This is a genomic window from Amycolatopsis sp. CA-161197 (assembly GCF_050942255.1).
Lineage (GTDB): Bacteria > Actinomycetota > Actinomycetes > Mycobacteriales > Pseudonocardiaceae > Amycolatopsis.
Genome location: NZ_CP192059.1, coordinates 4828161 through 4853678, shown reverse-complemented (window position 1 = coordinate 4853678; position 25518 = coordinate 4828161). Strand labels below are relative to the sequence as shown.

The 25518-nt window shown below is 70.6% G+C and carries 27 protein-coding genes; 9 read left to right on the top strand and 18 right to left on the bottom strand.

Going from position 1 to position 25518, the window contains the following annotated elements; genetic code table 11:
* The 6 genes from rhaI to ACQPXB_RS23025 form a co-directional block, all read right to left on the bottom strand.
* A complete protein-coding gene (gene rhaI / locus ACQPXB_RS23050) occupies positions 1–1176 on the bottom strand; it encodes an L-rhamnose isomerase (RefSeq protein ID WP_432855763.1) in 1176 nt (391 codons plus the stop codon).
* Positions 1177–1188: 12 nt separating this feature from the next.
* Positions 1189–1527 carry an L-rhamnose mutarotase gene (locus ACQPXB_RS23045; protein ID WP_366589040.1) on the bottom strand — a complete coding sequence of 113 codons (339 nt, stop codon included), beginning with the start codon at positions 1525–1527 and terminating at the stop codon, positions 1189–1191.
* A 92-nt stretch (positions 1528–1619) separates the two neighbouring features.
* Positions 1620–2693 carry a rhamnose ABC transporter substrate-binding protein gene (rhaS, locus tag ACQPXB_RS23040; RefSeq protein ID WP_432855760.1) on the bottom strand — a complete coding sequence of 358 codons (1074 nt, stop codon included), beginning with the start codon at positions 2691–2693 and terminating at the stop codon, positions 1620–1622.
* A gap of 18 nt (positions 2694–2711) precedes the next feature.
* Positions 2712–3755, bottom strand: coding sequence for an ABC transporter permease (locus ACQPXB_RS23035; RefSeq protein WP_432855757.1), 1044 nt, complete (start codon positions 3753–3755; stop codon positions 2712–2714).
* Positions 3748–4791 carry an ABC transporter permease gene (locus ACQPXB_RS23030; RefSeq protein WP_386956214.1) on the bottom strand — a complete coding sequence of 348 codons (1044 nt, stop codon included), beginning with the start codon at positions 4789–4791 and terminating at the stop codon, positions 3748–3750. The genes ACQPXB_RS23035 and ACQPXB_RS23030 overlap by 8 nt, the downstream gene beginning before the upstream one ends.
* Positions 4788–6305, bottom strand: coding sequence for a sugar ABC transporter ATP-binding protein (locus ACQPXB_RS23025; RefSeq protein WP_366589031.1), 1518 nt, complete (start codon positions 6303–6305; stop codon positions 4788–4790). The genes ACQPXB_RS23030 and ACQPXB_RS23025 overlap by 4 nt, the downstream gene beginning before the upstream one ends.
* Positions 6306–6507: 202 nt before the next feature.
* Between ACQPXB_RS23025 and ACQPXB_RS23020 the strand changes: the two genes are divergently transcribed.
* Positions 6508–7509 carry a LacI family DNA-binding transcriptional regulator gene (locus tag ACQPXB_RS23020; RefSeq protein ID WP_432856754.1) on the top strand — a complete coding sequence of 334 codons (1002 nt, stop codon included), beginning with the start codon at positions 6508–6510 and terminating at the stop codon, positions 7507–7509.
* A gap of 45 nt (positions 7510–7554) precedes the next feature.
* On the opposite strand, the gene ACQPXB_RS23015 is transcribed toward ACQPXB_RS23020, so the two are convergent.
* Positions 7555–8292 carry an SDR family oxidoreductase gene (locus ACQPXB_RS23015; protein ID WP_432855752.1) on the bottom strand — a complete coding sequence of 246 codons (738 nt, stop codon included), beginning with the start codon at positions 8290–8292 and terminating at the stop codon, positions 7555–7557.
* A gap of 116 nt (positions 8293–8408) precedes the next feature.
* Between ACQPXB_RS23015 and ACQPXB_RS23010 the strand changes: the two genes are divergently transcribed.
* Both ACQPXB_RS23010 and ACQPXB_RS23005 read left to right on the top strand, forming a co-directional pair.
* Positions 8409–9245, top strand: a complete 837-nt coding sequence (locus ACQPXB_RS23010; protein ID WP_432855749.1) for a substrate-binding periplasmic protein — start codon at positions 8409–8411, stop codon at positions 9243–9245.
* Between the two features lies 1 nt (position 9246).
* The gene (locus ACQPXB_RS23005; RefSeq protein WP_432855746.1) at positions 9247–10092 is read left to right on the top strand and encodes a substrate-binding periplasmic protein; all 846 of its coding nucleotides are present in this window, start codon (positions 9247–9249) and stop codon (positions 10090–10092) included.
* A 45-nt stretch (positions 10093–10137) separates the two neighbouring features.
* Here ACQPXB_RS23005 and nadE read toward each other — a convergent pair whose 3' ends face one another.
* Entirely contained in the window at positions 10138–10980 is an 843-nt protein-coding gene (gene nadE, locus ACQPXB_RS23000; protein ID WP_432855743.1) for an ammonia-dependent NAD(+) synthetase, read from the bottom strand.
* Between the two features lie 90 nt (positions 10981–11070).
* Between nadE and ACQPXB_RS22995 the strand changes: the two genes are divergently transcribed.
* Positions 11071–11436: a hypothetical protein gene (locus ACQPXB_RS22995; RefSeq protein WP_432855740.1), complete on the top strand. Its 366-nt coding sequence runs from the start codon at positions 11071–11073 to the stop codon at positions 11434–11436.
* Positions 11437–11455: 19 nt separating this feature from the next.
* Here ACQPXB_RS22995 and ACQPXB_RS22990 read toward each other — a convergent pair whose 3' ends face one another.
* The gene (locus ACQPXB_RS22990; protein WP_432855737.1) at positions 11456–12022 is read right to left on the bottom strand and encodes a TetR family transcriptional regulator; all 567 of its coding nucleotides are present in this window, start codon (positions 12020–12022) and stop codon (positions 11456–11458) included.
* 38 nt (positions 12023–12060) lie between these two features.
* Positions 12061–12954 carry a patatin-like phospholipase family protein gene (locus ACQPXB_RS22985; protein ID WP_432855734.1) on the bottom strand — a complete coding sequence of 298 codons (894 nt, stop codon included), beginning with the start codon at positions 12952–12954 and terminating at the stop codon, positions 12061–12063.
* 283 nt (positions 12955–13237) lie between these two features.
* Between ACQPXB_RS22985 and ACQPXB_RS22980 the strand changes: the two genes are divergently transcribed.
* Both ACQPXB_RS22980 and ACQPXB_RS22975 read left to right on the top strand, forming a co-directional pair.
* Positions 13238–13657, top strand: a complete 420-nt coding sequence (locus ACQPXB_RS22980) for a GFA family protein (RefSeq protein WP_432855731.1) — start codon at positions 13238–13240, stop codon at positions 13655–13657.
* Positions 13658–13891: 234 nt separating this feature from the next.
* Entirely contained in the window at positions 13892–14041 is a 150-nt protein-coding gene (locus ACQPXB_RS22975) for a hypothetical protein (RefSeq protein ID WP_432855728.1), read from the top strand.
* On the opposite strand, the gene ACQPXB_RS22970 is transcribed toward ACQPXB_RS22975, so the two are convergent.
* The 4 genes from ACQPXB_RS22970 to ACQPXB_RS22955 all read right to left on the bottom strand — a co-directional run bounded on the left by ACQPXB_RS22970 (position 14038) and on the right by ACQPXB_RS22955 (position 17734).
* Positions 14038–14298, bottom strand: a complete 261-nt coding sequence (locus tag ACQPXB_RS22970) for a hypothetical protein (RefSeq protein ID WP_432855725.1) — start codon at positions 14296–14298, stop codon at positions 14038–14040. The two genes, ACQPXB_RS22975 and ACQPXB_RS22970, sit on opposite strands and share 4 nt — an antisense overlap.
* 21 nt (positions 14299–14319) lie before the next feature.
* Positions 14320–16275 carry a potassium transporter Kup gene (locus ACQPXB_RS22965; protein WP_432855722.1) on the bottom strand — a complete coding sequence of 652 codons (1956 nt, stop codon included), beginning with the start codon at positions 16273–16275 and terminating at the stop codon, positions 14320–14322.
* Between the two features lie 93 nt (positions 16276–16368).
* Complete coding sequence (locus ACQPXB_RS22960; RefSeq protein ID WP_432855719.1) at positions 16369–16545, bottom strand: hypothetical protein; 177 nt, start codon at positions 16543–16545, stop codon at positions 16369–16371.
* A 208-nt stretch (positions 16546–16753) separates the two neighbouring features.
* Positions 16754–17734, bottom strand: a complete 981-nt coding sequence (locus ACQPXB_RS22955; RefSeq protein WP_432855716.1) for a 4,5-dihydroxyphthalate decarboxylase — start codon at positions 17732–17734, stop codon at positions 16754–16756.
* Positions 17735–17815: 81 nt separating this feature from the next.
* On the opposite strand from ACQPXB_RS22955, the gene ACQPXB_RS22950 reads away from it, so the two are divergent.
* Together ACQPXB_RS22950 and ACQPXB_RS22945 are read left to right on the top strand one after the other, a co-directional pair.
* A complete protein-coding gene (locus ACQPXB_RS22950; RefSeq protein ID WP_432855713.1) occupies positions 17816–18670 on the top strand; it encodes a LysR family transcriptional regulator in 855 nt (284 codons plus the stop codon).
* Positions 18671–18700: 30 nt separating this feature from the next.
* Entirely contained in the window at positions 18701–19552 is an 852-nt protein-coding gene (locus ACQPXB_RS22945; protein WP_432855710.1) for an LLM class F420-dependent oxidoreductase, read from the top strand.
* 32 nt (positions 19553–19584) lie between these two features.
* On the opposite strand, the gene ACQPXB_RS22940 is transcribed toward ACQPXB_RS22945, so the two are convergent.
* The 3 genes from ACQPXB_RS22940 to ACQPXB_RS22930 all read right to left on the bottom strand — a co-directional run bounded on the left by ACQPXB_RS22940 (position 19585) and on the right by ACQPXB_RS22930 (position 22789).
* Positions 19585–20037, bottom strand: coding sequence for a MarR family winged helix-turn-helix transcriptional regulator (locus tag ACQPXB_RS22940; RefSeq protein WP_432855707.1), 453 nt, complete (start codon positions 20035–20037; stop codon positions 19585–19587).
* Between the two features lie 80 nt (positions 20038–20117).
* Positions 20118–20984, bottom strand: coding sequence for a hypothetical protein (locus tag ACQPXB_RS22935; protein WP_432855704.1), 867 nt, complete (start codon positions 20982–20984; stop codon positions 20118–20120).
* A complete protein-coding gene (locus ACQPXB_RS22930) occupies positions 20942–22789 on the bottom strand; it encodes an NACHT domain-containing protein (RefSeq protein WP_432855701.1) in 1848 nt (615 codons plus the stop codon). The genes ACQPXB_RS22935 and ACQPXB_RS22930 overlap by 43 nt, the downstream gene beginning before the upstream one ends.
* A gap of 163 nt (positions 22790–22952) precedes the next feature.
* Here ACQPXB_RS22930 and ACQPXB_RS22925 point away from each other — a divergent pair, with 163 nt between their 5' ends.
* On the top strand, positions 22953–24197 hold the full coding sequence (locus ACQPXB_RS22925; RefSeq protein WP_432855698.1) for a hypothetical protein: 1245 nt from the start codon (positions 22953–22955) through the stop codon (positions 24195–24197).
* Positions 24198–24247: 50 nt separating this feature from the next.
* Here ACQPXB_RS22925 and ACQPXB_RS22920 read toward each other — a convergent pair whose 3' ends face one another.
* Positions 24248–25324 (bottom strand): ABC transporter substrate-binding protein, encoded by a 1077-nt coding sequence (locus ACQPXB_RS22920; RefSeq protein WP_432855695.1) that lies wholly within the window; start codon positions 25322–25324, stop codon positions 24248–24250.
* Positions 25325–25518 lie beyond the last annotated feature (194 nt).

The window sequence follows — 25518 nt, the reverse complement described above, 5'->3', positions numbered from 1 at the left end:
TCATGCTCCCCATCCGGCCTGCTGCCCGTCGGCGCGCTCGGCCTCGATCTTCTGCTGGTAGCCGCTGCGGTGGTAGGCGGCGACCGGGTCCGGATCCAGCCCCGCGTCCTCGCGCACCTCGGCCAGGATCGGCCGCACGTCGGTGTTGTAGGCGTCCATGAGCACGGCGTTGGCGCCGAGCACGTCGCCGGACTGCTGGGCCGCGCGCAGGGCGTCGCGGTCGACGAGCAGCGCCTTGGCCGTGGCCTCCTGCACGTTCATCACCGAGCGGATGATCGCGGGGATCTTCGCCTCGATGTTGTGGCACTGGTCGAGCATGAAGTTGATGCCGTAGGCCGGGTCCAGCGCGTCGCCGCGCACGATCTCGTACAGGATCCGGAACAGCTGGAACGGGTCGGCGGCGCCGGCCATCAGGTCGTCGTCGGCGTAGAAGCGCGAGTTGAAGTCGAACGCGCCGAGCTTCCCCGCCCGCAGCAGGAACGCGACGATGAACTCGATGTTCGTGCCCGGCGCGTGGTGGCCGGTGTCGATGCACACGGTCGCCTTCTCGCCCAGCTCGATGCAGTGCGCGTACGAGGTGCCCCAGTCGGGCACGTCGGTGGCGTAGAACGCGGGCTCGAACAGCTTGTACTCCAGCAGCATCCGCTGGTCGTCGCCGAGCCGGTCGTACGCCTCGCGCAACGCGGCCGCGAGCCGGTCCTGGCGGTCCTGCAGGTCGTCCTGGCCCGGGTAGTTGAGGCCGTCGGAGAACCACAGCTTCAGATCCCGCGAGCCGGTGGCGTCCATGATGGAGATCGCCTCGAGCAGGTGGTCGGTCGCCTTGCGCCGGATGTCGGGGTCGGGGTTGGTGACCGAGCCGAGCTTGTAGTCGTTGTCCTGGAACACGTTGGTGTTGATCGCGCCGATCCCCACGCCGAGGTCCTCGGCGTAGGAACGCAGGGCGGCGAAGTCGTCGACCCGGTCCCACGGGATGTGCAGCGCGACGGTCGGCGCGACCCCGGTGAAGCGGTGCACGGTCGCCGCGTCGGCGATCTTCTCCTCGGGCGTGCGGGGAACCCCGGCCTGGGCGAAGACCTTGAACCGGGTGCCGGAGTTCGCGAACGCCCACGAGGGGGTCTCGATCCGCTGCGCCCGCAGAGCGGATTTCACGGCTGCCAGGTCGGGCAAGTCGATCACGTCTTTTCCTTCTCACGCGCTCGCGCGCTCGTCGTCCAGATGAAAAACCTCGGTGAGCAGGGCGAACCCCTCGTCGGGTCCGCGGTCGTCGAGGCCGGTGAAGAACTGCGCCATCTCGGCCTGCCACCGGGCGTTCACCTCGGTCTCGGCCATCGCGGCCTGTGCCGCGGCGAGGTCGTCGGCCTCGACGTAACCGATCAGCAGGCCGTCCTCACGCAGGAAGAGCGAGTAGTTGCGCCAGCCGGTCTCGCGCAGGGCCGCCTGCATCTCCGGCCACACGGCGCGGTGGCGTTCGGCGTACTCGGCCATCCGCTCGGGCCGGACCTGCAGCTGGAAGCAGTATCGCGCCACGATCTCCGTCCTCGGTGGACTCAGTGGATCCAGTGGACTCTGTGGACTCGGGAGGTCCGGCCGGGCCGAGCAGGCCCGGCCGGAGCCGCGCCTCAGAAGTTGAACTTGTCGATGTTGTCGGCGTTGAAGACCGTCGGCGGGCCGAGCACGATCTCGCCGTCCGCGCCGATCGTGTACTCACCGAGCTTGCCGGCCTTGAACTTCTGGCCCTGCGTACCGGTGATCTGCCCCGAGCTCAGCGCCACGCCCGCGTAGGCGGCCAGGTAGCCGATGTCGGCCGGGTTCCACAGCGCGAACTCCTTGACCGTGCCGTCCTTCACGAACGCCCGCATCTGGTTCGGCGTGCCCAGCCCGGTGATCGCGACCTTGCCCTTGTAGCTCGACGAGCTCACGTAGCGGGCCGCGGCCGCGATGCCGACGGTGGTCGGCGACACGATCACCTTGAGGTTCGGGAACGACTGCAGCAGGCCCTGGGCCTCCTGGAACGACTTCTGGTCGTCGTCGTTGCCGTAGGCGATCTTGTCCAGCTTCAGCTTCGCGTACTCGGGCTTCTTGAGCTCGTTCTGCAGCACGGCGATCCACGCGTTCTGGTTGGTCGCGTTCGGCGTCGCCGAGAGGATCGCGATCTCGCCCCCGCCGCCGGCCAGCTCGTTGGCCATCTTCGCGAGCTGCTCGCCGATGCCCTGGGTGCTGGCCTGGTTGATGAACACGTCGCGGCAGCTCTTCGCCGCATCGGAGTCGAAGGCGACGACCTTGATGCCGGCGCTGCGGGCCTGGTTGAGCGACGGGCACACCGCGTTCGGGTCGTTGGCGGCGATGCCGATCACGTCCTGCTGCTGCTGGATCAGCGTGTTGATGTAGCTGACCTGTGAGGACGCGCTGGCGTCGTTGGGGCCGACGAGCTTGTACTCGCCCTTGAGCTCGTCCAGCGCGGCCTTGCCGCCGCCGACCTCGATGTCGCTGTAGGGGTTGTTGAGCTGCTTGGGCAGGAACGCCATCTTGACGCCCGTCTTGCTCGCCGCGTTCGGGTCCGCGGACGCGGTGGACGCGGCCGGGCCGGAGCCCGTGCTGTCGTTCTTCGTGGTGCCTCCGCACGCGGTGAGGCTCAGGACCAGGCCTGCCGCGCTCGCCAGCGACACGACGCCGGTCAGGATTCGTCGGGACATCTTCGTCACCTTTCTGGGTTACTGCTCGGCGCCGGCGAGAGCTCCGGCTTTCGGGGACGGGGATCGCCGCCTGCGCCGCTGCAGCGCGGCACGGGCGGAGGACAGGATGTTGGGCAGCAGCACGGAGATGATCAGCAGCACGCCGGTCACGATGTTGAGCGCCTCGTTCGACACGTCCTGCAGCCGCAACGCGTTCTGCAGCGCCGAAAGCAGCACCACCCCGCCGAGCACGCCGGGCAGCGTGCCCTTGCCGCCGAAGATCGAGACGCCGCCGAGCAGCACCGCGGCCACCACGGCCAGCTCCAGGCCGAAGCCGTTGTCGGCACGGGCGCTGGAGTAGCGCAGCGTCCACAGCACCCCGGCCAGCCCGGCCACGGCGCCGCTGACGACGTAGAGCCAGAACTTCGTGCGCCCGGTGCGGATGCCGGCGAAGCGGGCCGCGGTGTCGCTCGCGCCGGCCGCGAACACGCCGCGGCCGATCGGGGTGGCGTGCAGGACGACCCCGAAGACGATCGCGAGGATCACCAGTGGCACCAGCACGTTCGGGATCGAGCTGCCGCCGATCGTCCCGGTGACCCAGGCGGTGTAGGACTGCGGGAAGTCGGCCACCGCGCTGTCGCCGAGCACCACGAACGCGAGGCCGCGGTAGAGGGCCATGGTGCCGATCGTGACGGCGAGCGACGGCAGCTTCAGCACCGTGACGAAGAAACCGTTCACCGCGCCGAGGATCGCGCCGAGCACGATGCACAGCGGGATGATCGACTCGATCGTCAGGCCGGAGTTCCACAGCGAGCCCATCACCGCGGACGTGAGCCCGAGCGTGCTCGCCACCGACAGGTCGATCTCGCCGGTGACGATGATGAACGTCATCGGCAGCGCCATCAACGCGATCGGCAGCAGGTCCAGCAGCAGGAACGTGTAGTTGCGGCCGGTGCCGAAGTTGTCGATGGTGCCCGACGCGACGAGCAGGACCACGATCGCGATCGCGATGACGGCGACGTCCCAGCTCGCGAGCCGCGCCAGCCAGGCGGGGCGCCGCGCGGCGGTGGTGGGGTCAGACATGGGAGTCCCTCTTCTTCAGTGCCTTGGCGACCCGCACGGCGACCAGCCGGTCGGCGCCGATGGCCAGCAGGATCAGGGCGCCGACGATCGCCTGCTGCCAGAACTGGTCGATGTCCAGCACGGCCAGCGCGCTGCCGATCACCGTCAGCAGGAGCGCGCCGAGGCTCGCGCCCCACACCGAACCGCTGCCGCCGAACACGGCGACCCCGCCGACGACCGCGGCGGCCACGACGTTGAGCTCGTACCCCGTGCCGGCCGCGGCGTCGACCGTGCCGAACCGGGCGGCGAAGAGCACCCCGGCGAGGCCGGCCAGCGCTCCGCTGACGAGGAACGCGATGGTGGTGTTGCGGCCGACCTTGATGCCGGCCAGCTGGGCGGCCTGCGGGCTCGAGCCCATGGCGTACAGCTCACGCCCGCCGCGGTAGTTGCGCAGCACGATGCCGGCGATCACCATCACGAGCACCGCGATGAGCACCAGCCACGGGATGCCGAGCACCGACGCGTCTCCGAAGTCGAGGAACGAACGCGGCAGCTTGTCGGCGTTGATCTGCTGCCCGCCGGCCCAGAAGTAGACCGCGCCGCGGAACGCGTACAGCGTGCCGAGCGTAACGACCAGGGCCGGGACCCGGCCGAACCGCACGACCGCGCCGTTGATCAGGCCGCACGCCGCGCCGACGACCAAGCCGGCGAGCAGGGCCACGATCACCGGCAGGCCGGGGTTGTCGCGCAGCATCGTGCCGACGGCGAAGGCCGACAGACCGAGCACGGACCCGACGGACAGGTCGATGTTGCGCGTGATCATCACGACGGCCTGCCCGACGGCCAGCACCGCGAGGATCGCCGTGCCGAGCAGGATGTCGCGGATGCTCTGCCCCGAAAGGAACCGGGAGTTCTGCGTCGCGGTGAACACCACGATCACGATCAGCGCCAGCACGATGCCCGACTCGCGGGCCTTGAACACGGTTCCGAACACCGATCGCCGCGCCCCCGGGCTCGCCTGGCGGGGCGGCGGGGCCGCCACCTTCGTCGCGTTCACGCCACAGCTCCCTGTCCCATCGCCGCGAACATCACCGAGTTCTCGTCGGCCTCGGCGCGCGGGATCTCCGCGACGATCCGGCCTTCGCGCATCACCAGCACCCGGTCGGCCATGCCCAGCACCTCCGGCAGCTCCGACGACACCATCACCACCGCCACGCCTTCGGCCGCCAGCGCGGACATCAGCCGGTGCACCTCGGCCTTGGTGCCGACGTCGATACCGCGCGTCGGCTCGTCCACGATCAGCACGCGCGGCGCCATCGCGAGCCACTTGGCCAGCACCACTTTCTGCTGGTTGCCGCCCGAGAGCGTGCCGACCGCGTCGCCGAGGCGGCCGTACTTGGTGCGCAGGCGTTCGGTCCAGCGCAAGGCTTCCCGGCGCTCGCCCGGGCCGAGGAGCAGGCCGAGCTTCGACAGCGCTCTCGCTCGCGGAAGTGTCACGTTGCGCTCGATCGAGAGGTCCATGACGAGGCCCTGCTGCCGGCGGTCCTCCGGCACGAGTGCCATGCCCGCCGCCATCGCCGCGCGCGGCGAGTGGGGCTTGAGCTTCTTCCCGTTGAGCCGCACGACTCCGGCGTCGCGTTCGTCCACTCCGAACACCGCCTGGACCACTTCGGACCGACCGGCACCGACCAGCCCGGCGAACGCGACGATCTCGCCCGCCCGCACGGAGAACGACACGTCGCGGAACACGCCCTCGCGCGTCAGACCGTCCACTTCGAGCACCACGGCGCCGGGTTCGACGTCCTGCTTGGGGAAAAGTGCGTCGAGGTCGCGTCCGACCATGCGGCGCACCATCTCGTCCACGGTCACGTCTTCCATCGCGTCGGTGGAGACGTGGCGGCCGTCGCGCATGATGGTCACGCGCTGGCAGAGGTCGACGATCTCCTCGAAGCGGTGCGAGATGAACATGATGGCCGCGCCCTCGTCGCGCAGCGCCCGGGCCACGGAGAACAGGCGCTCGACCTCGACCAGGCTCAGCGCGGCGGTCGGCTCGTCCATGATGAGCACGCGCGCGTCGGCGCTGAGCGCCTTGGCGATCTCCACGATCTGCTGGTCGGCGATGGACAGCCCGCGCGCCGGGCGGTTCGGGTCGATGCGCACGCCGAGGCGGGCGAAGAGCCGTTCGGCCTCGGCGCGGATCGCCGAGCGGTCGATCATCCCCAGCCGGCCGCGCGGGTGGCGGCCCATCACGATGTTCTCGGCGACCGTGAGATCGGGGAACAACGTCGGTTCCTGGTAGATCACCGCGATGCCCGCGGCTTTCGCGTCGGCGGGTGAGGAGAACTCCACTTCCCGGCCGTCCAGGAGCAGCTCGCCCTGGTCGGGACGGTGCACACCGGCCAGCATCTTGACGATCGTGGACTTGCCCGCGCCGTTCTCGCCGACCAGCGCGTGGGCCTCGCCGGCGTAGAGGGGGAAGGAAACGCCCGCGACCGCCGCGACCGCGCCGAACGACTTCGTGACCCCGCGGACCTCGAGCAGTGGCACTCGGTCGCGCTCCTGCCGCGTCATCGCGACCTCCGGGATTGAAAGGTTTCACAAACCTGGCGCGGTGACGCTACTATGCGTTCGAACGGGAAGTCAATGACAGCGGTATCTCGACGTTGTCGCGGTTTTTCAGGCAGCGACCGGTGATTGTCACGTTTCAACACAGGGTGGGGTGACAGTGGAAGACTCGAGCGAAGTCGTGACCCCCGCACCCCGCGCGGCCGGGATCAAGGACGTGGCCGCGGCCGCCGGCGTCTCGCTCGGCACGGTGTCGAACGTGCTCAACCGGCCCGAGCGCGTGAGCCCGAAGACGCGGGCCAAAGTGGAGGCCGCAATGGCGGCGCTGGGCTTCGTGCGCAACGAGTCCGCGCGCCAGCTGCGCGCCGGGCACAGCAGCGTGCTCGCCTACGTGATGCTCGACGGGCGCAACCCGTTCTTCACCGACGTCGCCGCGGGCATGGAGGACGCGGCCGCCGCGGACGACCTGTCCCTGTTCGTGTGCAACAGCGCCAACCTCGCCGAACGCGAGACCGCCTACCTCCGCCGGCTCGAACAGCAGCGCGTGCAGGGCGTTCTCATCACCCCGGTCGACCCGGACTCCCCCGCCCTCGCCGAGCTCGCGCGCCGGGGCACGCCGGTGGTCATCGTCGACCGCAAGCGCCCCGGCACCGACCACTGCTCCGTCGCCGTCGACGACGTCCGCGGCGGCGAGCTCGCCGCCCGCCACCTGCTCGACCAGGGCCACACCCGCATCGCCTTCGTCGGTGGCCCGCTCACGCTCGGCCAGGTCCGTGACCGCCGCGAGGGCGCCCTGCGCGCCTTGCTCGCGGCCGGCCTGGGCCCCGACCACCTCGTCGACCTGGCCACTCCCCAGCTCACCGTCGAGGACGGCAGCAACGCGGGCCAGCGCCTCGCCGGCCTGCCGTCCGCCACCCGCCCGACCGCGGCGTTCTGCGCCAACGACCTGCTCGCCCTCGGCCTTCTGCGCAGCTGCGCGGCGCTGGGCATCTCAGTCCCGGCCGACCTCGCCATCGTGGGCTACGACGACATCGACTTCGCCGCGGCCGCCACGGTGCCCCTCACTTCCGTCCGCCAGCCCCGCCACCGCCTCGGCCGCACGGCCGCGGAGCTGCTCATCCAGGAGACGTCGGACCCGGGACACGTGCACCGGCAGGTGACGTACCTTCCGGAGCTGGTGGTGCGGGCGTCGACCCTGCGGACGAAGTAGGTCCATTGTGGATGGCCGACCATCCACAATGGACCTACTTCGGGATCATTCAGGCACGCGGGTGATCTCCGGCCGTTCCACCCCGTGCGGAATGTCGAACGACTCCTCCCCCGTCCGCAACAACCGCAGGATCACCCCGGCCACGTAGTCCGGGCTCTGCACGACCATCCCCGGGATCGGCGAAGCGCCGAGCTTGAACAGGCCGTCCGCGAACTCCGTCGCGGTGATGGACGGCAGCAGCAGCGACACGGCGATCCCGTCGGCGGCGAGCTCCTGCGTGAGCACCGCGCTGAGCATGTTCACGGCCGCCTTGCTCGCCGCGTAGGCACCCACGCCGACCGCGACGCGGCGGGTCGTGCCGGAGCTGACGTTCACGATGCGGCCGAAGCCCTGGCGCCGCATGGCGGGCAGGACGGCCTGCGTCACGGCGAGCAAGCCGACGACGTTGAGTTCCAGCGTCGCACCGAAGGCGGCGGGGTCGACCTGGTCGAGGGGGCCGTGGAGGCTGGCGCCGGCGTTGTTGACCAGGCCGTCGATGCGGCCGCGCCGGGCCAGGGTGGCCTCGACGAGGGCCGCCACCTGCGCGGGATCGGTCACGTCGGTGGGGACGGTGAAGGCGCCGCCGAGCTCGTCGCCGAGTGCGGCGAGCCGGTCGGCGCGGCGGGCGGCGAGCACGGGGAACGCGCCCGCCGCGTGCAGGCGCCGGGCGGTCGACGCGCCGATTCCCGAGGAGGCGCCGGTGACGATGACCGTTTTGCCGGCCAGGTCGATGAGGTCTGTCATGCCACGACGTCTACCAGACGCGAAGGCGAGGCCGGCAGTTGACAACATGGTCTTATGAGCCTAAGAAATACCAGACCACCGAGCCCGCGCCCGCGCGCCGGTGTCTGGAGGGAGCTATGGCAGCTCTGCGGATCCGGCGGATCCTGATCGCGACCACCGCCCTCGTCTCGCTCGCCGCGTGCGGGCCGGGCGGCCAACCCGACGGCTACGGGCTGGCCGAACCCGGCACCATCACCGCGGGCGTCACAGCCGGCGACGCCCCGTTCGTCTCCCCCGACGCGACCGGCAAGCCGGTGGGCCTGCTGGTCGACCTCAACGACGTGATCGCCCAGCGGATGGGGCTGAAGATCACCTACCGGACGACCACCGTCAGCGCCGGGTTGCCGCTGGTCACGGCCGGTCGGCTCGACCTGCTCGCGATCGGCATGCTGCCGACCGCCGAGCGCAGGAAGAGCGTCGACTTCACCAAGCCGTTCTACCTGGCCTCCGACGACGTCGTGGTCCGCACCGGCTCGGCCGTGAAAGGCGCGGGAGACCTCGCCGGTCGACGCGTCGGCGCGGGGCTGGGCAGCGCGCAGGCCGACTTCGTGACCGCGAAGATCCCCGGCGCCGCCCTCATCTCGCAGCCCACCAACAGCGCGGGCGTGACCCAGCTGCTCAACGGCAATCTCGACGCGATGGTCCTGGCCTCCACCGAGGTCCCGACCGTGCTCCAGGAGAACCCCGGGCGGGTCAGGATCGCCTACTCCGCGCCGCACGAACAGGCGTCGGCGATGCCGGTCAACCGCAAGCTCACCGCGTTCGAGAAGGCCTACGGCGATCAGCTCAAGACCACGATGGACGACGGCACTTTCCTTCGCCTGTACGACAAGTACTTCCCCGGCGAGCCCTACCCGGCGCAGATGTTCACGTACTGGCCCCAGCTCCGAGACCAGATCCAGAAGGGCAGATGAAATGCGCCGACGATTCCGCGCCGCCTTCGCCGCGGCCGCGCTGCTGACCGTTTCCGCGTGCGGCGGCGGGGGTTCCGCGAGCCCGGACCCCTACGGCCTGGCGGTACCCGGCACCATCACCGCCGGCGTGCCGCAGGGCGACGCGCCGTTCGTGTCACCCGACGCGAGCGGCAAGCCGGCCGGGATGCTGATCGATCTCAACGACGTCATCGCGAAGCGCATGGGCCGGAAGATCACCTACAAGCTCTCCACCGTCGGTGCGGGCCTTCCGCTGGTGACCGCCGGCCAGTACGACATGATGATCGCCGACCTCACCATGTCCGAGGAACGCAAGCGCAACGTCGCGTTCACCACGCCGTTCTACGTGGACGCCAACGACGTGCTGGTCCGCTCCGACTCGCCGGTGAAGACCGTCACCGACCTGAGCGGCAAGCGCGTGGGGGTCGGCATCGGCAGCGCGCAGGCCGATTTCGCCGCGAAGACGTTGCCACAGGCCAGTGTCGTGAGCGTCCAGACCAACGCCACCGGCATCGACCAGCTCCTCAACGGCAACCTCGACGGCTTCGTCGTCAGCTCCGTGCAGGCCATCACGGTCTTCACCCAGCACCCCGGGCGGCTGAAAGTCGGTGTCTCCGTGCAGAACCCGCTGCCGGAGGCGATGGCCGTCCGAAAAGGACTCGACAGGTTCCTGACCGACTACGACAAGCAGCTCGCCGCCGTGGTCGACGACGGCACGTTCCTCAAGCTGTACCGCCAGTACTTCCCGGGGCAGGAGTACCCGAGCTCGCTGTACCAGTACTGGCCTTCGCTGCAAGCGCAAGTCCGGAAGGATCCCGCGGGCAAGTGACGACGGCGGCCGGGTTCACGGACCCGGCCGCCGTTCCCCCTCGGGTCAGCTCCGCCACCAGTCCTCGAGCGGGGTGACCGGCACGGTGCGCTTGTGGCGCGTCCGGAGGAAGATCGACTCCACCTTCTCCGCGACCGCCGGGGTCACGTCGAGGCCTTCCAGGTAGTCGTCGAGCTCGGCGTACTTGAGGCCCAGGGCCACCTCGTCGGGCAGGGCGGGCCGGTCGTCCTCGAGGTCGGCGGTCGGCACCTTCTGCCAGACGCTCGGCGGCGCGCCCAGCTCCTGCAGCAGCGCGGCGCCCTGGCGCTTGGTCAGCCCGGTCAGCGGCGTGAGGTCGACGCCGCCGTCGCCGTACTTGGTGAAGAAGCCGGTGACGGCCTCGGCCGCGTGGTCGGTGCCCACGACCAGCAGGTTCAGCTGCCCGGCGATCGAGTACTGGATCACCATGCGCTCGCGGGCCTTGATGTTGCCGCGCACGAAGTCGCGCAGGCCGGGCGCCTGGCCCAGCAGCTCGCTCATCCCGAGCGCGGCCTCCGTCGCGACGGCGTCGGCGCCGGGCTTCACGTTCACCGTGACCGAATGGTCGGGCTTGATGAACTCCAGCGCGATCTGCGCGTCTTCCTCGTCGGCCTGCACGCCGTAGGGCAACCGGACCGCGACGAACGTGGCCTCGTGCCCCTCCTCGCGCAGTTCCTCGCTCGCCAGCTGGCAGAGCCGGCCGGTCAGCGAGCTGTCCTGGCCGCCGCTGATGCCGAGCACGAAGCCCTTGGCCGGCGTGGAGCGCAGGTAATCCTTGAGGAAGTCGATCCGCTGCCGGATCTCGGCTTTCGGCGTGATGACCGGCTTGACGCCGAGCTCGGCGAGAATCTGCTGCCGTAGGTTCTCCATTCGGCGTACTTTACTGGCGCCCGCCGCCCGGCCGGCCACCGCGCCGCTAGCCTCGGCAGGGCCCTCCTCCACCCGAAAGGAGACCCGCCCGTGGCCATCCTCTCGCTCGGCCTGCACCCCGCCGCCCTCGACTACAGCCGCCACCCCGGCCTCGACGAGGCCACCCTCACTGCCCGCATCACCGCCGGCGAGGCCACCGTGCGCGACGCGGGCTTCGACTTCGTGCCGTGTTACGTCCCGGCCGATCCCGACGCGGCGGAGCGGCAGGTGCGCGACTGCGTGGCCGCGAACCCGGTCACCGCGGCGATGATCGGCGCGGGCGTGCGCATGGCCGCCGAGCACACGCTGCTGTTCGAACGGCTCGTCAACGTCCTGGTCGAGCTGGTCCCCGGCGTCACCTTCTGCTTCAACACGTCCCCGGAATCCACCCTCGACGCGCTGCGCCGGGTGGTCTGAGCACTGTCCTCTCCGGACCTCAGCGCGGCTCGCCGCCGAGAATCTCCTGGGCCAGGGCGAGCAACTCGTCGGTACCGGCGGCCGCGAGGTGCGGCAGGGTCCCCGCGTGCCGGCCGAGGATCACGCCGATCAAGGCGGCCGACAGGACCTCGGCGCGCAGCTCGGGGTTGGCCACGCCCTCGCGCACGAACCGCTCGCGCAGCGGGGTGAGAACCCGGTGGCCCAGTTCCGCGAGCGCGGCCTCCTGGGCTTCCGCGTTGTCGTAGGGCCGGATCGCGGCCTGCAGGATCGGACCCGGCCCGCGCGTACCCGTGCGTTCGATCAGGTCCTTCAGCCGCGCCGGTTCCAGGACATCGGGGAGCTGCGCGCCCGGTTCGCCCTCGGCGCGCAGCACGGCGATGAACAGCTGCGCCTTGCCGCCGAAGTAGCGCGCGATCATCGTCGGGTCGACCCCGGCGCGTTCACCGATGTCCCGGGCTGTCGTCTGGTCGTAGCCGCGGTCGGCGAACAGCTCGGCGGCGGCGGTCAGCAGCCGATCGCGGCTCGCCGCCGCGTCGCGACGGCGGGGAGACGAAGAGTCGGGCATCCTGTGCTTCCTTGCGTGCTGGGGTGATCTCGCGGATTTCAGTCGAGGCTGCGCGCGGGCTCGTGCCACCACGTCAGCAGGTCGTCGGACAGGCCGTCCGCCTGCCGCGCGCCCGCCTCGGCCCCGACGTCGATGAACCGCGCGTCGAGAAGATCGTGGGGCTTCTCGTAGAACGGATCCGCCGTGATCACCCGTACGCGGTGACCTCGTGCGGTGAGGAAAGCCTCCTCCCGCGCGAGATTTGCGGACGGCATCGGCGCCACCACGAGCACCCGGCCCGGCTCCACGGCACCGCCTTCGTGCCACTGCGGATCGACGGCCAGGTCGGCGTTGGTGCCCGAGCGCACGCCCCCGTCGACCCAGGTCGCGCCGGCCACGCGCACCGGCGGTGCGACGCCCGGCGCCGCCGACGAACAGGCCACCGCGACCGCGACGGAGATCCCGTCCACCGGCGACCACCCGCGGGCGAGGCCGGTGTCCGTGCTCACCGCGGTGATCCGGAGCCGGCGCGGCCACGGGCCGGCCGGCAACGCCCAGGACCACAGCTCGTCGGCCTGCTCCGCCGAAATCGGCGGCACCGCGGCGATCGCGGCCCGCCCGATCCGCCGCGCCCGCTCGGGTCCCTCCGAGGTGTCCTGGGCGAGGCTCTGGAACAGCGCCCGGTCCCCTTGCCCGGCGGCGACGTTCCGGGCGTGCCAGGCCGCGCGCTCCCGCATCTTCGCCGGCACCGCCGTCAGCCCGGCCGGCTCCATCGTCAGCCACGCACCAACGATCGACCCGGCCGAGGTGCCCACGACGACCCCGGACCCGGACAGCGGCAGGCCCGCGGTCTCCAGCCGGTGCACCAGCGCCGACATCCACGCGGCGCCGACCGGACCGCCTCCGCCGAGGACGAGCGCGGCCGGCGGAGGGACGTCCTGGGATGGGGACATGGCACGTTCTCCTTCACGGTTGCCGAGACACGAACCACCCCGCTCGCGGGCTTGCGGGTACCGTCTCCCACTTAGTCTACGCCTGATGTCTACAGGCGATGTCTACCGCTGTGTACTTACTCCTGGGATGAGCCTGCCCCCGGCGGTGGTACTCACGGCGTCCGCCTGTTCGGCAAGGGCAGGTTCGGACCTTCTTCCGTCGCAATACTCGAGGCACAGCCACGCGGGACCGTCCACGTGCGACTCCGGCATCGGTCGCCGAGCCGGGAGAAGGAGATTTCCCATGACCCCCACCGCTTCCCGCACCGGCCACTGCCTCTGCGGCGCCATCACCTACCGCTTCGACGCCGAGCCCACCGGTGTCGTCCTGTGCCACTGCGACGACTGCCAGCGCCACACCGGCTCGGCGTTCTCGCAGAACGTCCTGGTGGCCCGCGACGCCGTGAAGATCGAGGGCACCCCCCAGGTCCACCACACCACCGGCACCGAGAACGGCCACCTGCGCGACCGCCTCTTCTGCGGCGACTGCGGCACGCCGATCTTCACGATCCTCCACGAACACCCCGAAACCCTCATCGTCAAGGCCGGCACCCTCGACGACCGCACGGGCCTCACCCCCACCGCCGACGTGTGGTGGCGCCGCGCCCAAGACTGGCTCACCCCGCACCCCACCCGCCCCCGCTTCACCGGCGACGCGCACTAGCCGGCTTTCGCGGTGATGCCGCGACCCGGACCGGCACGGCGTGACCACCTGCCTGCCGGCCGAAGGCAATGCCGCGCGCACTGGCCGCCCGCGGCGCCTACGAGAGCCACACGACTCACTAGCCCGCGGCACAAAAGTCCGCAACGGGGCAAACGCCGTCAACGAGCACTTCCCGAGCGTCAAAGTTCCGTCCGTACTCGAGCCCGACGCACCCCGCCGCCGCACGATGGACGGATGACCGGCCTGACGTTCACCCTGGTCGCGATCGGCGGTTTCGTGCTGGTGGCGCTGTTGCTCCGCCTCGCCGGGGCGTGGCTCGACTCCCACGACGACGACCCCTTCGCCCGCGACATCCCGCCGCGCGGCGACGCAGAGACGCGTTAGTCGCTTTCCAGCTCCGCCAGCACTTCCGTGGCCGTCGTGTTGCCGGCCAAGGCCAGGCGGCGCAGCTCGTCGTGGTCCTCGCGTTCGGTCGCCAGCTCGACGAGCAGATCGGCGGCGTCGGAACTGCCGCCGTCGGCCCACTGGCGCAGCTCGGCCGCGTCGCCGCGTTCGGCGGCCAGCTCGATCAGCTGGTCGACGGCGTCGGAGTCTCCTCGGGCGGCCGCCGCGCGCAGGGCTTCCCCATCGGGGTCGGTCATCGTCGGCTCCTTCCTGACGCGCTAAACGTCGATGTGCGAACCCATGATCACGGTCCGTTCGCGAGGCAGCGCGAAGTACTCGGCCGCGTCGGCGGTGATGTAGGACGTGGCGATGAACAGGCGTTTGCGCCAGGCCGCCATCGTCGGTTCGTCGCCGCGGCGCAGCTCGATCTTGGACAGGAAGTACGACGCGTCGTCGACCTGCAGGCGGCCTTCGGTGGCAGCCGGGTCGACGAGTGCGAGCGTGCGCGGCACGTCCGGGGTTTCCATGTAGCCGAAGCGCGCCGTGACGTGGGTGATGCCGTCGTCCGCGTAACCGAGGTCGTCGACGGAGATCCGTTCGGTGTCCGGGATCCGGGGCACGGGCTCGGTTTCCAGCGACATGATCACCACGTGTTCGTGGCGCACGTGGTTGTGCTCCACGTTGGCGCGCATGGCCAGCGGCGCGCTGTCGTTGCCGCGGTTGAGGAACACGGCCGTGCCGGGCACGGTCTGCGTCGGCGACTCGCCGTTGCGCAGCTTGTCGACGAACTCGCGCAGCGACCCTTCCTGCCGGCTGCGCTCGGCCGTCACGATGTGGCGGCCACGCTGCCAGGTGGTCATGACCGTGAACGCGGTGAGGCCGATGAGGAGCGGCAGCCACGCGCCGTGGACGAGCTTGGTGAGGTTGGCGGCGACGAACAGCAGGTCCACCACCAGCAGCACAGTCCCGCCGATCCAGAGCAGCCACGGCGGCGTGCTCCACTTCGACCGGGCGATGTAGAAGAACAGCAACGTGGTGATGGTGATCGTGGCGGTCACGGCCATGCCGAACGCGTAGGCCAGCGCCGACGAGCTGCGGAACGCGAACACGAGCGTCAGCACGGAAAACATCAGCAGCCAGTTGATCCACGGCACGTAGATCTGGCCGCGTTCGGTCTCCGACGTGTGCGCGATCCGCAGCCGCGGCAGGTACCCGAGCTGCGCGGCCTGCGACGCGACCGAGTACGCCCCGGTGATCACGGCCTGCGACGCGATCACCGTCGCCGCCGTGGCCAGCAGCACGAGCGGCAGCCGCGCCCAGCCGGGGACGAGCAGGAAGAACGGGCTGCTCAGGTTGGCCTGGTCTTCGAGGATCAGCGCGCCCTGGCCGAAGTAGTTGAGCACACACGCGGGGAACACGAGGAACAGCCAGCCGCGCGTGATGGCGCGGCGGCCGAAGTGGCCCATGTCCGCGTACAGCGCTTCAGCGCCGGTGACCGACAGCACGACTGCGGCGAGCGCGAAGAAGGCGATGTCGAAGTGGCCGACCATGAAGTCCAGCGCGTACGTGGGCGAGAGCGCCTCGAGGATCGCCGGGTGCTTGACGATGCCCGTCACGCCGGTCAGGCCGATCACGGTGAACCAGGTGATCATCACCGGCCCGAACACCCGCCCGACAGCCGCGGTGCCCCGGCGTTGCACCAGGAACAGCACCACGATGATCACCGCGGTGATCGGCACGACCCAGCTCTCGAACGAGTCGTCGACGACCTTGAGCCCCTCCACCGCCGACAGCACCGAGATCGCCGGGGTGATCATGCTGTCACCGAAGAACAGTGACGCGCCGAAGATGCCCAGCCCCGCCAGCACCACGGCCACCCGCCGCCGCCCCTGCCCGCCGCGGCGGCGCAGCAGGGTGATCAGGGCCATGATGCCGCCCTCGCCGTCGTTGTCCGCGCGCATCGCCAGCAGCACGTACGTGACGGTCACGATGATCGTCACGGACCAGAAGATCAGCGACACGACCCCGAACACGTTCTGCGCGCTCACCGGCACCGGGTGCGGGTCGCTCGGGCTGAACACCGTCTGCAGCGTGTAGATGGGGCTCGTCCCGATGTCGCCGAACACGACTCCCAGCGCCCCGACCACCACGGCCAGCTTCACGGAGTCCCGCGCGAGCCGCGCCCGGGCGGCCGGCCCGTCCCCCGTCGTGGTCGCCTTCCGGCCCTCGGTCACGGTCTTCCTCCTCGGCGCGAGCGGGCACAGCCCCGGCATCGGGGGGAACCCTACCGGGCCGAGGTGCAGGGCACCGGAAGATCAACGGCCGTGTCAGAAGCCCGGACGTGTTCCAGTGCGACGGTCACGGTCAACTGGCCCCAGCTCGTCGGACACCTCGAGCGTGCCGACCCGGGCGAGTGCCGTCGTCATCGCCGCACGGATCGGTGTCCGGCCGGCCTCGTGATCAGCGGCCGCGCCGACCACGCAGCGCGCGGTCGGCGTGGACATCGACGCACGGGACAGCAGCGCCTGCAGCCGCGGGTCGCCCCAGCCCGAGTCGGCTGCCGGGACCACCGTGCCGGCGACCGATCGCCGGAGCCGGTCCGCGAGGTCTGCCGCGTGAGCGGCGGTGAACGGCGGCGACCTCTGCCTGCCGCTGCTGATCCGCGGGTTGCTGCGGCGCCGGCGGTCTTGGCCTCTGATCCCTTGTAGACGGTCAGGTGTCGAGGAGGTCGGCCGCGAAGACCTCCTCGATCCGCCGCCGGCGCTCGGACAGGCCCTGCTCGTGGTGGTAGCGCAGGTAGGTGTCGAGAGCAGTGCGGTTGGCCTCGATGCCATAGGGCCACCAGTCTCCGGTGAACTGCTCCTCGTTGCGCTCGACAAGGGCGTTGAGCCACGGCAGCATCGCCGGGACCTGGTAGAGCCTGCGGTCACGCCGGTAGCGGTCGGCGGCGGTGTCCTTGGCGGCGGTGAACACGGCGTAGAGCTCACGCGCGAGGCCCGGCCGCTGGGCGAGGAGCTCGCGCCGGACGACGATGGTGTGCATGATCGGGAAGATCCCCGTGCGCCGGTGGTAGTCGCGTTCGAGCGGCTCGAAGTCGGGGAACAGACGGGCGACGTTCGGCGACCCGTCGAGCACGCACTGGGGCACGTTGGCGGAGAACAGCGCGTCGATCTCACCCGCGTCGAGCATCGCGTTGAGCGTTTTCCCCGCGGGCGCGTCGGAAACGTCCAGGCCGGACGGACGCGGGTGCGGGATGAAGCCGAACGGCGGCGCCGGGTGCTCCAGCCCGCCGATCACCCACCGGTTGCGCTCGGGCTCGAAGCCGTACTCGTCGGCGAGGATTCCCTTGGCCCAGACGCCGGAGTCCTGGCCGTACGTGCCGAACTCGCCGATCGTCCGGCCGGCGAGGTCGCCCGGCCCGGTGATGCCGGCGTGGGTGTTGACGAAGACGCACGAATGCCGGAACACGCGGTTGGGGAAGATCGGCAGCGCCACGTACGGCAGGCCTTCGCCGAGCAGCCGCAGGAAGAACGTGAGGCCGAGCTCGGCGACGTCGAACTCGTGCTCGCGGATCGCGCGTTCGAAGATCTCGGGCAGGGTGGGCGCGATCCGCACCATCGCGCCGAAGCTGCCGTCGAACAGCGCCTGCGTGGTGTCGTAGCGGTAGCAACCGATGGTGAGTGTCGTGTCCATGCCTTCGATCGTCGGCCCGTCCGGGCGTTCTCGGCCAAGACCGTTTTCGACGGTTTGATACCCCACGGGTATCGTATCGAGGTGGACCTGCGTGTGCTGCGGTACTTCGTCGCGGTGGCCGAGGAGCGGCACGTCGGCCGTGCGGCGCGGCGGCTGCACATGAGCCAGCCCCCGCTCAGCCGCGCGTTGCGGCAGCTGGAGGACGAGCTCGGCGCGACCTTGTTCGAGCGCACGCCCAAAGGCGTCACCCTCACCGCCGCCGGCGCGGTTCTCCACGAAGACGCTGTCGCGCTCCTCGCCCGGGCCGACCGCATCCGCGGCCGCGTGACCGCCGCGGCCGGCACCGCGCGGCTCGTCGTCGGCACCCTCGCCGACGCGGCCGAATTCGTCGGCGCCCAGCTGGTCCCCCGGTTCCGCGAGCACCACACGCACGTCGAAATCACCGTGCGCGAAACCGACCTCACCGACCCGACCGCGGGGCTGCGCGCGGGCCTGGTCGACGTCGCGCTCACCCGCACCCCGTTCGACACCACCGGCATCTCGACCCACGTCCTGCGCACGGTCCCCGTCGCCGTCGTCCTGCGCTCCGACGACCCGCTCGCCGCCCGCCCGACGGTTTCGGCCGCGGACCTCGCCGCCCACGGCTGGGTCCACCTCCCCGACGCCACCGACCCGGCGTGGACGTCCTTCTGGACCGGCGGCCCGCCCGGCCCCGGCGCACCCGTGCTGCGCACCATCCGCGAATGCCTCCACGCCGTCACCTGGAACGGCACGGCCGCCCTCGCGCCGGCCGACCAGCCGCTACCCGCGGGCCTCGTCGCCATCCCGCTGTCCGATCACGCGCCCAGCGACCTCGTCGTGGCGTGGCCGAAAACGGGCGCGGGCCCGCAGGTCCGCAGCTTCGTCCGCATCGCCGCGGACAGTCAGCGCGCCTGATCCCCGCCCGGAGTGTGCGAAGCTGGTCCGATGCAGCTCGGCCTGCACGCACTGGGCATCGGCGCCGGCGCCCGCCGGGCCGTGATCGACGCGGTCGCCGTGGCGGCCGAGGCGGCCGGCTTCGCGACGCTGTGGTCGGGCGAGCACGTGGTGATGGTCGACCGCGCGTCCTCGCGCTACCCGTACTCGGCCGACGGCCGGATCGCCGTCCCGGCGGAGGCGGACTGGCTCGATCCCTTGATCGGCCTCAGTTTCGCCGCCGCGGCCACGTCGACGATTCGTGTGGCGACGGGTGTTCTCCTGCTGCCGGAACACAACCCCGTCGTCGTCGCCAAGCAGGCCGCCAGCCTCGACGTGTTGTCCGGCGGCCGCCTCACCCTCGGCGTGGGCGTCGGCTGGTCGCGCGAGGAGTTCGACGCCCTCGGCGTGCCCTTCGCCCGGCGGGCGGCGCGGACGGAGGAGTACGTCGCCGCCCTGCGCACGTTGTGGCGCGAAGACGTCGCCTCCTTCACCGGCGACTTCGTCCGGTTCGACTCGATCCGCGTCTACCCGAAGCCCCCGCGGCCCACGATCCCGATCGTCTTCGGCGGCAACAGCGACTCCGCCCTGCGCCGCGCCGCCACCTTGGGCGACGGCTGGTACGGCTTCAACCTCGACGGCGTTCCCGAGGTCGCCGACCGCCTGGCTTTCCTCGCGGCACAAGGGCGCGACCTCGCCGACCTGCGGATCGCCGTCGCCCTGCGCGATCCGCAACCCGAAGACATCTCGCAGCTGGCCGCGCTGGGCGTCGACGAACTGGTGCTCGTCGCCGGCCCACCGGACGACCCGGCCGTCGCCGGCGAGTGGGTATCGGCGCTGGCCGACCGCTGGCTCCCCATGTGAAACTCACGACACCGTGGCCGCATCCGCTCCGGTTATGCGGGGTATGCGAACCGCGTCAGCAGCTCCAGCAGCTTCGCCGGCTCACCCGGCCGCAGGTGCGACACCAGCTCCTGCGCCGGGCCCGCCGCGTCGTCGTGCGCCGCGTCGAACGCCCTCAGTCCGGCCTCGGTGATCTCGACCTCGCGCACCCGCCGGTCGCCCGGCACGGACTTGCGGACCGCGAACCCCTTCTCCTCCAGGTCGTCGACGACCCGCATGATGCCGGCCTTGTCCGAACCGGTCGCCTCGACGAGGTCCCGCTGCGTCGTCGGCCCACGGTCCACCAGGATGATCAGCACGGCGAAGTGCCGCAGATCCAGCCCGTGCGGCCGCAGGGCGGCCGTCATCGTGCTCGCCACCCGCGCGTGCGCTCGCCGCAGCAGCAGCCCCAGCGCGAACGGCGAGTCGTCCCCCGGCCGGCCGGTGGCCCGCGGCTTCCCACTCATGCCCGCACTCTACCTCGGCTGATACGGTTTCATCCGATACGGAGGTCGGCCTCGGAGTCACCCGCGCGAACGCGTCTGACTCACATCCGCACGACGTCCGGCAGCCGCCGCCACAGATCGGCCAGCGCCTCGAGCCCCTTCGGGCACCCCACCACCGACACCCGCTTCAGCGACTCCCGCCACCGCTCCACCCCGGCGAACGAGAGCAGCGCGCCGCCCTCGATCCTCAGCTCCTCCACCGACTCCACGAAACCCAGGCACGTGAGATCGGTCAGCTCCATGAACCGCACACTGAGGCTGTCCAGCCGGAACGTCGTCCCGATCACCGACAGCTTCTCCTCCGGCCACCGCGACAGCCGCAGATCCGGCACCGGCCGCAAGTCCCGGTAACGGTCCACAAGCGACTCGTCGGCGCTGAAGTACACGAGTTCCAGCTGCTTCAACGAATCCAGGTACCGTGCCGGCGCCAGGCCGAGCTCGCCGTCGACGAGCAGGCTCGTCCGCGACGACTTCGCCAGCACCGCCTCGCCGTACGCCTGCTCCTCGAAGCGCTCCGCGCAGTTCAGCAGCTCCGCGAACACCCGCGGCCGCGGATCCGAGGCGAACTTCGCGATCACCGGCAACGCCTCCTCCAGCCGCGTCTCCGCCAGCGCCCGGATGGTCGCCGTGACCTCGTCGATCGTCTGCGGCCGGCACGCGGCGAGCAGGTCGAGCACGAACTCGCCCGCCGACGCGACTTCCCGCGCCTGGTGCATCGACGCCGGTGGCAGCAGCCGCGCGGTCTTCAGCTGGATCTCCCGTCGCAGGTCGCCGCTCAGCTCAGGCGCGGTTTCCAGCGACGCCAGCACCAGCAGGTGCAGGTCGCCGCGCGCGAGCAGCCCGGTCAGCAGCTCCTCGCGTTGCCTCAGCGACGCGTGCCGACGGCCATCACCACGACCTCGTGCCACTGGTCGAGGTGCCCGTGCTGCACGACCGTGCCCACGTCGTCGGTGTTCATCGCGTCCTGCGCCGCCAGGTGCTCCTGGAACGTCCGGTGCACGAAGTCGACGCGGCCCTGCACGGGTTCGCGCAGCAGCCCCGAGCGTTCCAGCAGGTGCCGGTACACGTCCTGGATGCTCGCCTTCACCTGCGGCATCTGGAAAAGCCGTCGCGAGATGCGGTAAAGCGCCCGCGGCGCCTCGACGTCGGCGTAGCCGTTGCGCAGCTGCCAGTACGCGAGATCGGCCAGCAGCAACGTCTTCTCGGTGCGGCCCAGACCTTCCACCGGCTCGATCCGGCGTTCGACGTCGCGCCGCTCCAGCAGCATCTGCAGCGCCACGTCGTAGAGCTCCATGCGATTGGCGGGCAACGTGGCGCGCCGGTCCTCGTGCATCGCGCACAACAGCGCGCACAGCAACGGATAGCCGGCCAGCTTGCGCAGATGGCCGCGGCTTTCCAGCAGGTCCAGCAACCGAGTCTCGTACTCGTCGAGCGCCCGGCGCGATTCGTCGTCGGCCCGCATCGACCGCATCGCGCTGTGCCACCGGCCGACGAACCGGCGGACGTCGTCCCGGTTCATCGGCTGCAGATCCAGCACCACGAACCCCGCGCCGTGCAGCCACCGCGGGTGCGCTCCGGACGGCCGCGACGTGACCACCACCCGGACCAGCGGAAAGGCGTCCACCAGGTCGCGCAGCCACGCCCGGGCCTCGGCACGGCGTTCGGCGACGAGCTCGTCCACGCCGTCGACCAGCAGCACCGCGCTGCCGTCGCGCAGCTTCTCCACGACGTAACCGGGCGGCATCGAGTCCGCGATGTACCTGCCGCCCTCGTCGAGGAACTGCGCCGGGCTCGGCAGGTCCCGTCCGGCGTAGCGGCGCAGCGGGATGAAGAAGGGCACCGTCGCGTTCCAGCCCGCCAGCTGCTCGGGGAAGTCACCCAGCGCGCTGCGCACGGCAATCCACTGCAGCAGCGTCGTTTTGCCCAGCCCGGCCTCGCCACGGATGAACACCCGCTGCGCGCCCGCCAGCAGCTCCTCCACCCGCCGCACCGGCCCGGGCTCGCCGGTCGACGCGGTGAGCCCGATGTACGCGACGGACAGCGGGTACCGGCGGCTCGCGTCGGCCAGGGTCACGCCGAACATCTCGACGTGGTCCAGTTTGCGCGCCACGAGCTGGCGGTAGTCGTAGTCGAAGCCGGCGTCGCGGTCGCGCTGCGGCAGGCGGGCGAGCACCTCGCGGATGCCGTCGAGCATCTCGCGGTCGCGCTGCAGCAGCTCGGTCAGCGCGTTCGCCGAGAACGCGGGCAGCCCGCGCGAGATCTCGATGACGTATCCGCAGCATTCGCGCAGCAGCAGGTCGTGCAACGCCGTCGCGTCGGCAGACAGCAGCGCGGTCCGTGACGGCACCCGCTGCCGGATGGAGCGGTCGAGGTGCCCCGCATCGAGGTCGGCCGCGTACAGGTCCGCATCGTCGACGGACGCCAGCGCGAACGTCTCCCGCACCGCCTCGATCGCCGCGAGCTTCTCGTGCTCCGGCAGCGAGCGGAACTCCACGTCGACGATCGGCTCGATCCGGTCGACCACGGCCTCGGCGAAGTTGTCCAGCAGCCGCTTGAGCCGGCGCCGGTCGCGCTCCTTCGCAAGCTGCCCGGACAGCCGGTCGACCACGGCTGCGCCGACCTCCGCGGCGATCTCGTGGTCGCCGAGCCACAGCTTCGTGGCCGTCCGCACGGCGACGGTGCCGAGCGCGATCAGCGCGGTTTCGACGGGCATGGCGTTCATCCAATCCCATCGCCTCGACGCCGGACACCGGTTTCGCCTGAAAGCACCAATAAGACCCCAGTGTATTCCTATCGAAGAATTGTACAAGAATCGTACAAACTCGTTTCACGCCGCAGTTTGACACTTTCCCGAATCGCATGCAGAAATGGTTCTCATGCGAATTCCCCGAGTGCTCCTCCTCGTGCTGGCCGTCGCCGCCGGCGCGCTCGCGATACCCGGCACCGCCAGCGCCGCCTACAGCGATCCGCTGACCACCACGACGAAACAGAGCCTGGTCTGGCACGCCACCCCGGCCGCCGCGTTGACCGCGCTCGACAACGCGCTGCCCAACGTCAGCCTCAACACCGTCGTCAACGACCCCAGCTACCCCACCACCGGCTGCACCGCCGCCGAAAAGGCCGCGCTGCCGAAGGCGCCGGCAGCCACCACGTCGTTCTGCTGGGACACCGACCGCGCGAACAGTGCCACCTGGGTCCCCCAGGGCATCACCACCTCCGGCGACGCCGACGACGACGGCATGTGGGGCGCGGACAAGATCATCCTGTCCGGCTGGCACAGCGGCGACGCCCTCGGCCGCTACGACGACGCCCGCATCATGGCCGTCAACTACGACAAGCCGGCCGCCCCCACCAACCGCATGGTGTACCTCGCGGTCCCGAACAGCACGGGCTCGAGCTTCACCGCCGCCAAAGCCCACATGGGCGGGATGGCCTGGTACGGCGACAAGATCTACGTCACGGCCGTCGGCAACACCTCCACCGCCATCCGCGTCTTCAGCACCAAGCACATCCTGCAGATGACCGACACGACGTCCAACGCGATCGGCAAGACGTCCGCCGGGTACGCCGCCTACACCTACAAGTACGCCATGATGCAAATCGGCTACTACACCTACGCCGGCACCTGCAGCATGCAGTCGGACACCGGCGTCCCCTGCTTCTCCTCGATGTCCCTGGACCGCACCACCTCGCCCGCCTCGATCGTCACCACGGAGTACTTCGCCGACCAGTCCCTCCACGGCCGCCTCTACCGCTACCCCACCGGCGCGGACTACCTCCTGGCGAGCTCGGGCACCACCGCGGCCACCGAGGCCTTCCGCAGCTCCGTCGGCAACATGCAGGGCGTCCTCTCGCACAACGGCAAGTGGTACGTCTCCCACAGCTCCGCCACCCTCAACGGCCAGCTCTGGGCCCAGACGACCACCGCCAGCAGTTCCTCGAGCTGCGGCTCCCCCGCGACGACGGCCTGCTGGGCAGTCCACCCGGAAGCCCTGACCTACGACTGGTCCACCGGCCTGGTGTGGTCCCAGTCGGAATGGTCGACGACGGATTGTTCCGCCCAGGGCCAGACCTGCGGGCGCTCGGTGTTCGCCGTGCCGCTGTCTTCCCTGCCGGTCTGACGGGTTGACGGGTTGACGGGTTGACCTGGCCGGGCGCTTCGCGTTCCTTGTCATGGAGCGCGAAGCGCCGATTTCATCTCCGCGAGGTAGGTGTTGTAGTCCGCCTGCGCGAGCACGGGGTGACTCCACGCCGGGGCCCAGGTTGCCGGGTCCCAGACGGCCGCGTCGTTCGTGACATCCGTCCGGATCGAGGTGTGGTTGGTGATCCGGACGACGGCTTCCTGGCCGGCCTTCGAGACGATCCAGTCGTCGAAAAGCCGGGCGGCGTTGGGGTGCGGCGAGTTCTTGACGACGTCGATCAGGCTGAGCGAAGCCGGCAGCGGGGTGCCGTTGGCGAAGTCGAGTTCGCCCGGGGTCTTCCGCTTCAGCGCCGAGGCCTTGTAGCCGTACGCGGTCGCCGCGACGGGCGGCTCGCCCGCCTGGACGTTCGTCAGCGACACGGTGTGGCTCTGCACGAAACGCGGTGAGTTCGCCCCGAGCGCCTTCAGCAGCGCCAGCGCCTTGTCGTGTCCCATGGCGATGATCAGGCTGTCGTACCAGTTCACCGCGTACGGATCGATGGAGAATTGGCCCTTCCACTCGGGCCGCGTCAGGTCTTCCCACGACCTCGGGGCCGTCAGTCCGCGCTGCGCCACCACGGCCGGGTTCCACGCCAGGACCGTGGTCAGCACGTAGACGACCCCCCGGTACCCGGCCGGCAGCGTCAGCCCGTCCGGCAACGGCGGCGCGTCCTTCGACTGATAAGGCTGCAACGCACCGGCCTGCACGAGCTGCGCGATCTGCGGCCCCTCCCCGGAGACGACGTCCGCGTTGTACTTCCCGCCGCGCTGTTCGGTGATGATGCGCTGCGGCAGCTCGGACGCGCTGGGCCGCAGCGCGTTCACCTTGACGTTCGGGTACGTCTTGTTGAAGTCGGCGATGATGGGCTGCACATCGGTGTCGGCGAAGGTCGTGTACCACACGACGACCCCCTCCTTGGCCGCGGCGGCCGCCAGCTGAGCGGGACTCAGCTTGTCGGCCGCGGCCTGGGCCGCCGAGTCGTCCCCCGCCCCACCACCACACGCGGCCACCGCCGTGACCAGGAGCAGGGCCGCGAGCGGCCGGCAGATCGAGCGCCACACGTTCATACCCGTCCCTTCGGCGCGGACGACCACCCGTCGACACGGGGCGGCGCCTCACCTCGGCGTGAGTGCGAATCGACGCTCAGCAGTATGGACTATTGGTAGGACTATTTGTCAACCAGTGGCCTCTCGTCGGAGCTGCTCGCCCGCACGTGGCGGCCTCGGTGCTGGTGCACGCGACTTCCGCCCCCTCCCGAAGG

Excerpts from the sequence above, each read along its gene's own strand:
- rhaS (WP_432855760.1), bottom strand. The coding sequence starts at position 2,693 with ATGTCCCGACGAATCCTGACCGGCGTCGTGTCGCTGGCGAGCGCGGCA.
- ACQPXB_RS23035 (WP_432855757.1), bottom strand. The coding sequence starts at position 3,755 with ATGTCTGACCCCACCACCGCCGCGCGGCGCCCCGCCTGGCTGGCGCGG.
- ACQPXB_RS23025 (WP_366589031.1), bottom strand. The coding sequence starts at position 6,305 with ATGACGCGGCAGGAGCGCGACCGAGTGCCACTGCTCGAGGTCCGCGGG.
- ACQPXB_RS23015 (WP_432855752.1), bottom strand. The coding sequence starts at position 8,292 with ATGACAGACCTCATCGACCTGGCCGGCAAAACGGTCATCGTCACCGGC.
- ACQPXB_RS23010 (WP_432855749.1), top strand. The coding sequence starts at position 8,409 with ATGGCAGCTCTGCGGATCCGGCGGATCCTGATCGCGACCACCGCCCTC.
- ACQPXB_RS23005 (WP_432855746.1), top strand. The coding sequence starts at position 9,247 with ATGCGCCGACGATTCCGCGCCGCCTTCGCCGCGGCCGCGCTGCTGACC.
- nadE (WP_432855743.1), bottom strand. The coding sequence starts at position 10,980 with ATGGAGAACCTACGGCAGCAGATTCTCGCCGAGCTCGGCGTCAAGCCG.
- ACQPXB_RS22990 (WP_432855737.1), bottom strand. The coding sequence starts at position 12,022 with ATGCCCGACTCTTCGTCTCCCCGCCGTCGCGACGCGGCGGCGAGCCGC.
- ACQPXB_RS22985 (WP_432855734.1), bottom strand. The coding sequence starts at position 12,954 with ATGTCCCCATCCCAGGACGTCCCTCCGCCGGCCGCGCTCGTCCTCGGC.
- ACQPXB_RS22980 (WP_432855731.1), top strand. The coding sequence starts at position 13,238 with ATGACCCCCACCGCTTCCCGCACCGGCCACTGCCTCTGCGGCGCCATC.
- ACQPXB_RS22975 (WP_432855728.1), top strand. The coding sequence starts at position 13,892 with ATGACCGGCCTGACGTTCACCCTGGTCGCGATCGGCGGTTTCGTGCTG.
- ACQPXB_RS22970 (WP_432855725.1), bottom strand. The coding sequence starts at position 14,298 with ATGACCGACCCCGATGGGGAAGCCCTGCGCGCGGCGGCCGCCCGAGGA.
- ACQPXB_RS22960 (WP_432855719.1), bottom strand. The coding sequence starts at position 16,545 with ATGTCCACGCCGACCGCGCGCTGCGTGGTCGGCGCGGCCGCTGATCAC.
- ACQPXB_RS22955 (WP_432855716.1), bottom strand. The coding sequence starts at position 17,734 with ATGGACACGACACTCACCATCGGTTGCTACCGCTACGACACCACGCAG.
- ACQPXB_RS22945 (WP_432855710.1), top strand. The coding sequence starts at position 18,701 with ATGCAGCTCGGCCTGCACGCACTGGGCATCGGCGCCGGCGCCCGCCGG.
- ACQPXB_RS22940 (WP_432855707.1), bottom strand. The coding sequence starts at position 20,037 with ATGAGTGGGAAGCCGCGGGCCACCGGCCGGCCGGGGGACGACTCGCCG.
- ACQPXB_RS22930 (WP_432855701.1), bottom strand. The coding sequence starts at position 22,789 with ATGCCCGTCGAAACCGCGCTGATCGCGCTCGGCACCGTCGCCGTGCGG.
- ACQPXB_RS22925 (WP_432855698.1), top strand. The coding sequence starts at position 22,953 with ATGCGAATTCCCCGAGTGCTCCTCCTCGTGCTGGCCGTCGCCGCCGGC.
- ACQPXB_RS22920 (WP_432855695.1), bottom strand. The coding sequence starts at position 25,324 with ATGAACGTGTGGCGCTCGATCTGCCGGCCGCTCGCGGCCCTGCTCCTG.